The sequence below is a fragment of the Pantoea sp. CTOTU46764 genome (assembly GCF_031974595.1).
GTDB lineage: Bacteria > Pseudomonadota > Gammaproteobacteria > Enterobacterales > Enterobacteriaceae > Pantoea > Pantoea trifolii.
Genome location: NZ_DALYOQ010000027.1, coordinates 1 through 10,343 on the forward strand (window position 1 = coordinate 1; position 10,343 = coordinate 10,343).

The 10,343-nt window shown below is 54.5% G+C and carries 12 protein-coding genes; 9 read left to right on the plus strand and 3 right to left on the minus strand.

Annotation, left to right across the window (positions count from 1 at the left end; genetic code table 11):
* From RTM06_RS11265 to ruvB, 6 genes are all read left to right on the plus strand, one after another.
* Window positions 1-789, plus strand: a 789-nt coding sequence (locus tag RTM06_RS11265) for an amino acid--tRNA ligase-related protein (protein ID WP_312182226.1), incomplete at its 5' end; no start/stop codon positions are given.
* The gene (nudB, locus tag RTM06_RS11270; protein ID WP_176971744.1) at window positions 789-1,220 is read left to right on the plus strand and encodes a dihydroneopterin triphosphate diphosphatase; all 432 of its coding nucleotides are present in this window, start codon (window positions 789-791) and stop codon (window positions 1,218-1,220) included. The genes RTM06_RS11265 and nudB, both read left to right, overlap by 1 nt.
* Before the next feature lie 241 nt (window positions 1,221-1,461).
* Entirely contained in the window at window positions 1,462-2,205 is a 744-nt protein-coding gene (locus RTM06_RS11275; RefSeq protein ID WP_008110488.1) for a YebC/PmpR family DNA-binding transcriptional regulator, read from the plus strand.
* 37 nt (window positions 2,206-2,242) lie between these two features.
* Entirely contained in the window at window positions 2,243-2,770 is a 528-nt protein-coding gene (gene ruvC / locus RTM06_RS11280; RefSeq protein WP_256696625.1) for a crossover junction endodeoxyribonuclease RuvC, read from the plus strand.
* An 80-nt stretch (window positions 2,771-2,850) separates the two neighbouring features.
* A complete protein-coding gene (gene ruvA / locus RTM06_RS11285; RefSeq protein ID WP_007889559.1) occupies window positions 2,851-3,465 on the plus strand; it encodes a Holliday junction branch migration protein RuvA in 615 nt (204 codons plus the stop codon).
* A gap of 8 nt (window positions 3,466-3,473) precedes the next feature.
* Window positions 3,474-4,478 (plus strand): Holliday junction branch migration DNA helicase RuvB, encoded by a 1,005-nt coding sequence (ruvB, locus tag RTM06_RS11290; protein ID WP_256696624.1) that lies wholly within the window; start codon window positions 3,474-3,476, stop codon window positions 4,476-4,478.
* 6 nt (window positions 4,479-4,484) lie between these two features.
* Here the strand turns inward: ruvB and znuB are convergent, their stop codons facing one another.
* Window positions 4,485-5,270: a zinc ABC transporter permease subunit ZnuB gene (gene znuB, locus RTM06_RS11295; RefSeq protein WP_061718584.1), complete on the minus strand. Its 786-nt coding sequence runs from the start codon at window positions 5,268-5,270 to the stop codon at window positions 4,485-4,487.
* Window positions 5,267-6,022, minus strand: a complete 756-nt coding sequence (gene znuC, locus RTM06_RS11300; protein ID WP_036650204.1) for a zinc ABC transporter ATP-binding protein ZnuC — start codon at window positions 6,020-6,022, stop codon at window positions 5,267-5,269. Before znuC ends, znuB begins: the two co-directional genes overlap by 4 nt.
* Window positions 6,023-6,099: 77 nt before the next feature.
* On the opposite strand from znuC, the gene znuA reads away from it, so the two are divergent.
* From znuA to lpxM, 3 genes are all read left to right on the plus strand, one after another.
* Window positions 6,100-7,071: a zinc ABC transporter substrate-binding protein ZnuA gene (gene znuA / locus RTM06_RS11305; RefSeq protein WP_312182237.1), complete on the plus strand. Its 972-nt coding sequence runs from the start codon at window positions 6,100-6,102 to the stop codon at window positions 7,069-7,071.
* 13 nt (window positions 7,072-7,084) lie between these two features.
* Window positions 7,085-8,413 carry a murein DD-endopeptidase MepM gene (gene mepM, locus RTM06_RS11310; protein WP_265297855.1) on the plus strand — a complete coding sequence of 443 codons (1,329 nt, stop codon included), beginning with the start codon at window positions 7,085-7,087 and terminating at the stop codon, window positions 8,411-8,413.
* A 126-nt stretch (window positions 8,414-8,539) separates the two neighbouring features.
* Window positions 8,540-9,517, plus strand: coding sequence for a lauroyl-Kdo(2)-lipid IV(A) myristoyltransferase (gene lpxM, locus RTM06_RS11315; protein ID WP_312182240.1), 978 nt, complete (start codon window positions 8,540-8,542; stop codon window positions 9,515-9,517).
* A gap of 24 nt (window positions 9,518-9,541) precedes the next feature.
* Here lpxM and RTM06_RS11320 read toward each other — a convergent pair.
* The coding region (locus tag RTM06_RS11320) for an MFS transporter (protein WP_312182242.1) at window positions 9,542-10,343 on the minus strand (802 nt) is incomplete at its 5' end.

A 10,343-nucleotide genomic window follows, 5' to 3' on the forward strand; every position in this document is an offset into this window, starting at 1 on the left:
AAGCAAATCGATGAGTACGGCGAATTTGTCAAAATCTACGGCGCCAAGGGTCTGGCGTGGATGAAGATCAACGAACGCGCCAAAGGCTTTGAAGGCGTTCAAAGCCCGGTTGCCAAGTTCCTCAGCGCAGAAATCGTTGAAGACATTCTCAACCGCACGGGCGCACAAGATGGCGATCTGATCTTCTTCGGCGCGGACCGCGCTAAAGTGGTAGCAGATGCGCTGGGCGCGCTGCGTCTGAAGGTGGGCCGCGATCTGCAGATCACTGATGACAAAGCCTGGGCGCCATTGTGGGTAATCGACTTCCCCATGTTTGAGGAAGATGAAGAGGGCGGCCTGGCAGCGATGCACCATCCGTTCACGTCGCCGAAAGACCTGAGCGCAGAAGAGCTGGCAACCGATCCGGTACAAGCGGTGGCCAATGCCTACGATATGGTGATTAACGGCTACGAAGTGGGCGGCGGTTCCGTACGTATCCACAGCGGAAAAATGCAGCAGACGGTATTCAGTATTCTCGGTATCACCGAAGAAGAGCAGCGTGAGAAGTTTGGCTTCCTGCTCGACGCACTGAAATACGGTACGCCGCCGCACGCGGGCCTGGCGTTCGGTCTGGATCGTCTGACCATGCTGTTGACCGGCACCGATAACATCCGTGATGTGATCGCGTTCCCGAAAACCACCGCCGCAGCGTGCATGATGACCGAAGCCCCAAGCGAAGCCAATCCAGCTGCGCTGCTGGACCTCGGCATTCTGGTGGCGCCGAAGAAAGAAAAGACAGAGAACAAGTAATGGGCTTTAAACATCCGGTTTCGGTGCTGGTGGTGATTTTTGCCCGCGATACCGGCCGGGTGTTAATGCTGCAGCGACGTGATGACGACAGCTTCTGGCAATCGGTCACTGGCAGCCTGGAAGCGGGCGAAACCCCGCGCCAGGCGGCTCAGCGCGAAGTGTTAGAAGAACTCGCCATCGATATTGCGCACGAAAAGTTAGTGCTGGACGATTGCCACAAGCAAATCGAGTTTGAGATCTTCCCGCACTATCGCCATCGTTACGCACCGGGCACCACGCACAATCGCGAACACTGGTTCAGATTGGCCATACCCGCAGAGCGCGAGCTGCTGCTCACCGAGCATCTCGCCGCGCGCTGGCTCGAACCCGCCGCTGCCGCAGCCCTCACCAAGTCCTGGAGTAACCGCCAGGCAATTGAAGAATTTATCTGAATGCTCGCCGCCGCGCGTTTTTCCCGTGGCGAATGCATTAAGTTTTATGAATCTGGTGTGTTTGATACCAACGCACCGAACAATATCGAACAGTCAGGCGTAATCGGCGCCGCGAGGTTGTTCACCGCCAGCGCACAGCAACCGGAGCGTACTTATGTACGTGAGGATTGCGAGCACTGCCGGGGGACAAGATCGCAAGTAAGATAGCCTGCACCCAGTAAAAGATCGGAGAGAATGTAAGATGGCTGGACACAGTAAATGGGCGAACACCAAGCACCGCAAGGCTGCTCAGGACGCTAAGCGCGGTAAAATCTTCACCAAAATCATTCGCGAGCTGGTCACCGCCGCGAAGCTGGGAGGTGGCGATGCGGGTTCTAACCCACGTCTGCGCGCAGCGATGGACAAAGCGCTGTCTAACAACATGACGCGCGACACCATGAACCGTGCTATCGCACGCGGCGTGGGCGGTGAAGATGATTCCAACATGGAAACCATCATTTATGAAGGTTACGGTCCGGGCGGCTCAGCGGTGATGATTGAGTGCCTGAGCGATAACCGTAACCGTACCGTGGGCGAAGTGCGTCATGCCTTCACCAAAACCGGTGGCAACCTCGGTACTGACGGTTCTGTTGCTTACCTGTTCAGTAAGAAGGGTGTTATCTCCTTCGCGCCAGGTCAGGACGAAGATGCAGTGATGGAAGCGGCGCTGGAAGCCGGTGCAGAAGACGTTGTGGCCTATGACGACGGCGCGATTGATGTCTTCACCGCGTGGGAAGAGATGGGTGCAGTGCGTGATGCGCTGGAAGCGGGCGGTCTGAAAGCGGACTCGGCTGAAGTCTCAATGATCCCTTCAACCAAAGCCGAAATGGATGCCGAAACCGCGCCGAAACTGCTGCGCCTGATCGACATGCTGGAAGACTGTGACGACGTGCAGGAAGTTTACCATAATGGTGAAATCTCTGATGAGATCGCAGAAACGCTGTAATGGCGTTGCTTAAAACCCCACTCACCGGAGACGCGCTGTGGCGATAATTCTCGGGATCGATCCCGGCTCGCGCGTCACCGGTTACGGTGTTATCCGCCAAACCGGCCGCCAGCTTACCTATCTGGGCAGCGGCTGTATCCGCACCAGCGTCACCGATTTGCCGACGCGCCTCAAACTGATCTACGCAGGCGTTAGCGAAATCATCACGCAGTTCTCACCCGACTATTTCGCCATCGAGCAGGTGTTTATGGCGAAGAATGCGGACTCAGCGCTCAAGCTGGGCCAGGCGCGCGGTGCAGCGATTGTCGCGGCGGTGAATCATGATTTGCCGGTGTTTGAATATGCGGCGCGTCAGGTGAAGCAAACCGTCACCGGCACCGGCGGCGCAGAGAAAAGTCAGGTACAGCATATGGTGCGAACCTTGCTGAAACTGCCAGCCAATCCGCAAGCGGATGCCGCCGATGCGCTGGCCATCGCCATCACGCATTGCCATATGAGCCAAAATGCGGTGCGTATGAGTGACACCAAATTGGTGATGACGCGCGGGCGCATGCGATCGGGTTAGCAAACGCCAAGGCTGGATATTCATCCAGCCTTTTTTATGCTATAAACTCAGGCTTACTTACAGATTAAGGAACTGCTCAGGTGATTGGTCGTTTACGAGGCAACATTCTGGAAAAACAGCCGCCGCTGGTGTTGATTGAGGCGCATGGTGTCGGTTATGAAGTGCACATGCCAATGACCTGCTTTTACGAGCTGCCGGAGATCAATCAGGAAGCGATCATCTTCACTCAGTTCGTAGTGCGTGAAGATGCGCAGCTGCTGTTCGGTTTTAACAACAAGCAGGAACGCACGCTGTTCCGCGAGCTGGTCAAGGTGAATGGCGTTGGGCCTAAACTGGCGCTGGCGATTTTGTCGGGAATGTCAGCGCAGCAATTTGTGACTGCCGTTGAGCGACAAGAGATTGCCTCTCTGATCAAACTGCCGGGCGTGGGTAAAAAAACCGCCGAGCGTTTGATTGTGGAGATGAAAGATCGCTTTATCGGCATGCACGGCGATCTGTTTGGTGGTGATTCAACCTTTACGTTGACCACGCCTTCCGCCGCACAAGACAATAACGATGCTGAAGCCGAAGCGGTTTCAGCGCTGGTGGCTCTCGGCTATAAACCGCAGGAAGCCAGCCGGATGATCAGCAAAGTCGGTAAACCGGATGCAGATTGCGAAACCCTGATTCGTGAAGCCCTGCGCGCAGCTATTTGAGGTAAAGCATGATTGAAGCCGATCGCCTGGTCTCGGGCAGTTCCTTTAACGAAGAAGAAACGCTCGATCGTGCCATTCGTCCCAAGCTGCTGACAGAATATGTTGGTCAGCCGCAGGTACGCGAGCAGATGGAGATTTTCATCCAGGCGGCGAAACTGCGTGGCGATGCACTCGATCATCTGCTGATTTTCGGCCCGCCGGGATTGGGTAAAACCACGCTGGCTAATATTGTCGCCAACGAAATGGGCGTCAATCTGCGCACGACCTCCGGGCCGGTGCTGGAAAAAGCCGGCGATCTGGCGGCGATGCTTACCAATCTTGAGCCGCATGATGTGCTGTTTATCGATGAGATCCATCGCCTGTCGCCGGTGGTTGAAGAAGTGCTGTATCCGGCGATGGAAGATTATCAACTGGATATCATGATCGGTGAAGGTCCCGCGGCGCGTTCTATTAAGCTCGATCTGCCGCCGTTTACCCTGATTGGCGCCACCACGCGCGCCGGTTCTTTAACCTCGCCACTGCGTGACCGCTTCGGCATCGTGCAGCGCCTTGAGTTCTACAACGTCCCCGATCTGCAGCACATCGTTGGCCGTAGCGCGGCCTGTCTTGGCCTGGCGTTGAGTGAAGAGGGCGCGTTAGAGATTGCACGTCGTGCGCGCGGTACGCCGCGTATCGCAAACCGCCTGCTGCGCCGCGTGCGTGACTTTGCGGAAGTGCGTGCCAACGGCAATCTGAGCGGCGAAGTGTCAGCCAGCGCGCTGGATATGCTTAACGTCGACAGCCAGGGTTTTGATTACATGGATCGCAAATTGCTGCTGGCGATTATCGACAAGTTCTCGGGTGGTCCGGTTGGCTTAGATAATCTGGCTGCGGCAATCGGCGAAGAGCGGGAAACTATCGAAGATGTGATTGAACCCTTCCTGATCCAGCAAGGATTCATTCAACGCACGCCACGCGGCCGAATGGCAACGCAGCATGCTTATAAACACTTTAGCATCAGTCGCGAAGAGTAACCGGCGTTATGCCGCCGGTTTTTTTGCCATGCTGATGATGAACAACACTGCGGCGCATAACACCACCGAAGGACCGGCTGGCGTATCATAGGTGGCGGAGAAGGTGAGTCCGCCGGTCACCGCGATAATACCGGCAATCACCGCAAAACCGGCCATCTGTTCCGGTGAGCGCGAGAAGCGACGTGCCGTCGCCGCCGGGATAATCAGCAGCGATGTAATGATCAAGGCACCCACAAACTTCATTGCCACGCCAATGGTTAATGCCGTCACCAGCATCAGCATCAAACGCGTGCGCTGAATGTTGACGCCATCGACCTGCGCCAGCTCCGGGCTGATGGTCATCGACAACAGTGAATTCCACTGCCACGCCATCACCGCCAGTACAATCGCCACGCCGCCGCCCATCATCCATAAATCATCGGGCGTCACCGCCAGCAGATCGCCAAACAGATAAGCCATCAGGTCAACACGCACGCCTTGCATCAGACTGACAACCACTAGACCCAACGACAGCGCGCTGTGCGCCATAATGCCGAGCAGCGTGTCGATGGCCAGATGCGGGCGGCGCTCCAGCCATACTAATCCCAACGCCAGACACACGGTCACCAAAATCACCGCATAATAGGGATTCACGTTGAGCAGCAAACCAAACGCCACACCCAGCAAGGATGCATGCGCAAGCGTATCGCCAAAGTAGGACATACGGCGCCAAACCACAAACGAGCCAAGTGGACCGGCTGCCAGCGCCAGCAAAACGCCGCCAAGCCAGCCAGGTAATAACAGTTCAATCATGACGGGCCATTTCCTTTGCGCAGAACAATGCGTCCCTGTAAATCGTGACGGTGATTATGGTGATGACGATAAATCGCCAGCTGCTGCGCGCCGCGTGGGCCAAACATCGCAATAAATTCGGGATGTTGTGACACCGCTTCTGGCGTGCCGGAACAGCAGATGTGATGGTTGAGACACAACACTTCGTCGGTTTTCGCCATCACCAGATGCAGGTCGTGTGAAACCATCAGCACACCGCAATTTAATTCACGGCGCAATTGATCGATCAAATCGTAAAGCGCAACCTGGCCGTTGACGTCAACGCCTTGAGTTGGTTCATCGAGCACCAGCAACTGCGGCTCATTAAGCAATGCGCGCGCCAGCAGCACTCGCTGCGTTTCACCGCCGGAGAGTTTTTGCAGCGTCGCGTGCAGCAGATGTCCAGCCTGAACGCGCTTCAGCGCCGGCAAAATGGCATCGCGTTTGGTGCCACGGGACAAACGCATAAAGCGTTCTACGGTGATCGGTAATGTCGGGTCAATGTGCAATTTTTGCGGCACATAACCGATACGCAAATCAGTGGCACGCTTGACGCTGCCGCTGGTGGGTTTGAGCAGCCCCAGCACCGCGCGCACCAGCGTGGATTTGCCGGCACCATTCGGGCCGAGCAGCGTGAGAATTTTTCCCGGCTCAAGTGTAAGGCTAATGCCTGCAAGCACTGGACGCTGGGAGAATTTCACAGAAATGTTTTCAAGGGTAACAAGTGGCGGCATGTTATTTACGGGTTGCATTGAATTTCGAATGTTATAATATCACATTCCATCACTTGGTCACGATGGAATGACGTATTATGTTACACAATAAAAAGCGCCTGATTTTCACCCTTACTGCTGCGGCAATTGCCGCTACAAGCGCGTTACCCGCGCACTCTGCAGTTGTCGCTTCAATCAAACCTCTCGGATTTATCGCAGCGGCTATCGCAGATGGCATTACGCCGGTTGAAGTATTGCTGCCTGATGGCGCATCAGAGCATGATTATGCCTTACGTCCTTCCGATGTAAAACGTATTAAAAACGCAGACTTAGTTGTATGGACCGGGCCAGAAATGGAAGCCTTTCTAACGAAGTCCGCGGCCGAATTCCCCGCCAATAAAAACCTCGAAATTGCCGCTTTGCCGGGTATAAAACCGCTTTTGATTAGCGGCGACGATGACGATGATGAATATGAGCACGGTCACGATCACGGTCATGACTCAGAAAACTCCGAACACCAGGACGTGTCTCATGCGCATCACCACCACGGGCAGTTTAATATGCACCTGTGGATGTCCCCTGACATGGCCTTACAAACTGCGGTTGCAATCCATGGAAAATTATTGGAACTTATGCCGCAAAGCAAAGCCAAACTTGACGCTAATCTGCAGGAATTTAAGGCAGAATTAGCCGATGCAGACAAACACATCGGCGCGCAACTCGCGCCTGTGCGGAACAAGGGTTATTTCGTTTTTCACGACGCTTACAGCTACTTTGAAAAACATTACGGTTTGTCGCCTTTAGGTCATTTTACCGTCAATCCTGAGATCCAGCCGGGCGCCCAGCGTTTACATCAAATACGAACACAGTTGGTTGAGCAGAAAGCCGTTTGCGTTTTCGCTGAACCACAATTCAGACCGGCCGTCATCGATGCCGTGTCCCGTGGAACTTCCGTGCGTAAAGGCACGTTAGATCCATTGGGAATGGACATCAGCTTATCCAAAGACAGCTACGTGAAATTTCTTTCACAGTTGTCGAGCCAGTATGCGAGCTGCCTGAATGGAGCATGAGGAATAGGTAAAAGTGCAGCAGATAGCCCGCTCTGTCGCCCTCGCATTTAATAATTTGCCGCGCCCCCACCGCGTTATGCTGGGTTCATTAACCGTTGTCACGTTGGCCGTCGCAGTTTGGCGGCCTTACGTTTACCATCCGCGTGATGTTGCGCCCATCGTGAAAACCATCGCGTTGGATAAAGACGAACTGCGTACGCTGTTGCCCGAAGCCAGCGAGCCGATTGACCAGACGACGGAAGAGCCAGCCGACGATATTCCTGCTGACGACATCGATAAAGACGTTCCGGACAATCCCAACGTACATGATTACACCGTCTCTTCAGGCGATACGCTGAGCAGCGCGTTAAATCAGTACGGTATTGAGATGGGCGACATCAATGCACTGGTCAGCAGCGATAAAGATTTGCGCAACATGCGCGTCGGCCAGCAACTGAGCTGGACGCTGGATGCCGATGGTCAACTGCAAACCTTCAGCTGGGAAATCGATCGTCGTGAAACCCGTACTTATCAGCGCGCCGACAACGGCAGCTTTAAGATGCAGCAGGAGCTGCAAAAGGGTGAATGGCGTAACAGCGTCTTGAAAGGTGAAGTACGCGGTAGCTTTGCCGCCAGCGCGCAACGTGCGGGTTTGACCAGCGCAGAAACCAGCAACGTCATTAAAGCGATGCAGTGGCAAATGGACTTCCGCAAACTGCGGGCCGGTGATGATTTCAGTGTATTGATGTCACGTGAAATGCTCGATGGCAAAAGTGCTCAAAGCCAACTTCTGGGCGTGCGTTTACGCACAGGCGGCAAAGATTATTACGCCTTCCGCGCGGAAGACGGCAAGTTCTACGATCGCAACGCGTCTGGGTTAGCGCGTGGCTTTATGCGTTTCCCGACGGTTAAGCAGTATCGTGTTTCTTCTAACTTCAATCCGCGTCGCCTTAACCCAGTAACCGGACGCATTGCACCGCATAAAGGTGTCGACTTCGCGCTGCCGATTGGTACGCCCGTGTTAGCCGTGGGTGATGGTGAAGTGGTGATGGCGAAAAACGGCGGTGCTGCCGGAAATTACGTGGCAATTCGTCACGGTCGTCAGTACATGACGCGTTATATGCACTTGAGTAAAGCGCTGGTGAAACCAGGACAAAAAGTGAAACGCGGCGATCGTATTGCGCTTTCGGGTAACACCGGACGTTCAACCGGCCCGCATCTGCACTATGAAGTATGGATCAATAATCAGGCAGTGAATCCATTGACGGCAAAACTGCCGCGCATGGAAGGGCTGACGGGTAAAGATCGCAGCACTTACATGGCGCAAGTCAAAACCTGGTTGCCGCAGTTGACGTTGAAATAACGCATTATTGCGCGTAACACTAAAAAACCGACGGATTCTTCGTCGGTTTTTTGCTATCTGGCGCATGAAGATTGCAAAATTAACCATCGTCACTATTATTGACCGGTCATTGTCAGAGGCGAGTGCATGGAAACCCGAAAGAAAAATAACAGTGAGTTTATTCCCGTTTTTCAACGTTCTTTTTTAATGCCTAAATACTGGGGAAGTTGGTTGGCGATTGGTGCGCTGGCCGGCATGGCATTACTTCCGGCCAAAGTGCGCGATCCGATTCTGGGCGGATTGGGCAAGTTCGCCGGTAAACTGGCGAAAAGTGCGCGCCGCCGTGCGTTGATCAATCTCTATTATTGCCTGCCGGAATTGAGCGAAGCGCAGCGCGAAGAGATTGCTGATCGTATGTTTGCCACCGCACCGCAGGCGATGGCGATGATGGTTGAACTCGGATTACGCAATCCCGAACATGTGCGTAAGCGCGTTGACTGGCACGGCCGGGACATCATCGAGCAACTGCAGGCAAACAAAGAGAACGTTATTTTCCTTGTGCCGCATGGTTGGGGCGTGGATATTCCGGCGATGCTGCTGGCGTCTGAAGGCCAGATGATGGCGGCGATGTTCCACAATCAAAGTGATCCGTTAATGGATTATTTGTGGAATACCGTGCGACGCCGTTTTGGCGGCCGCATGCATGCGCGTAATGACGGCATTAAGCCGTTTATCGCATCGGTGCGTCAGGGTTATTACGGCTATTATCTGCCGGACCAGGATCACGGCCCGGAGCACAGCGAGTTTGTGGATTTCTTTGCCACTTATAAAGCAACTTTGCCGGCAGTCGGCCGCTTGATGAAAGTGTGCCGTGCACGGGTGGTGCCGCTGTTCCCGGTGTATAACAGCGAAACCCATCGTCTGGAAATCTATGTGCGTCAGCCTATGGATGACTTACTGGATGCCGATGACAATACGTTGGCGCGCCGCATGAATGAAGAAGTAGAGGTGTTTGTGCGCCCACATCCAGAACAGTACACCTGGATTTTGAAGCTGCTAAAAACGCGTAAGGAAGGTGATATTGAACCTTACGCGCGCAAAGATCTTTATCCACGTAAAAAATAATTAAGGGGCCGTTTGGCCCCTTTGTCATTCTATTGCTGCCAGATGACTACGACGCTTACGTTCGCGCAGGAACAGCGTCACCAGCCCAAACCACAATACGCCAGCCACGAAGTTAATTCCGCTAAACCATGGTGTGCCGCCGCTGAAGTAACCGCTTTTCGCCAGCTCAATCCCGACTGCTAAGGTCAGAATGCTGATCATGCCGAGCATCGCCGCCACGCTGCCTTTGCCTTCGTTGCTAGAATAAAGCGTCAGACGGTACAGACCGGCATTCACCATGCCCGCGCCGAAAGCGTACAGACTTAAACCGGCAGTCAGCAGCAGATAGGTGTGACTATTAAGCAAGTTCGCCAGCAGCGAAATGCTTAAACCAATCAGGATTGGCCACGCAGCAAATTTCACTGGCTGCTCAATCGGCACGCGTCCCGCCAGTTTTCCGAGCGTGATATTGCCGGCAATCATCGCCAGAAATACCGGCAACTGCAGCAGCGCATATTGCATGCGCGACAACCCTTCATCGTGCATCAGAATCACGGGCGACAGCGCAACCCATGTCAGGATCGGGATAAACACCAAACCAATCGCAAAGGATCCGTACATCACCTGACGATCGCGCGCCAAACGGGCATAGCCGCGCGCCAGCGTTGGCAGGGCGATAGAGTGACTGCGATCGCCTGCCGTTTCCGGCATTACGCGCCACAGCAGGGCAAATGCAATGACGCTGCAAATCGCAAACAGCCAGAACATGCTGCGCCACTCGCCAACGGTAAGCCATGCCGCACCGGCCAGCGGGCCGGCTAACGGTGCCAGCAGCGCGACGTTGGCC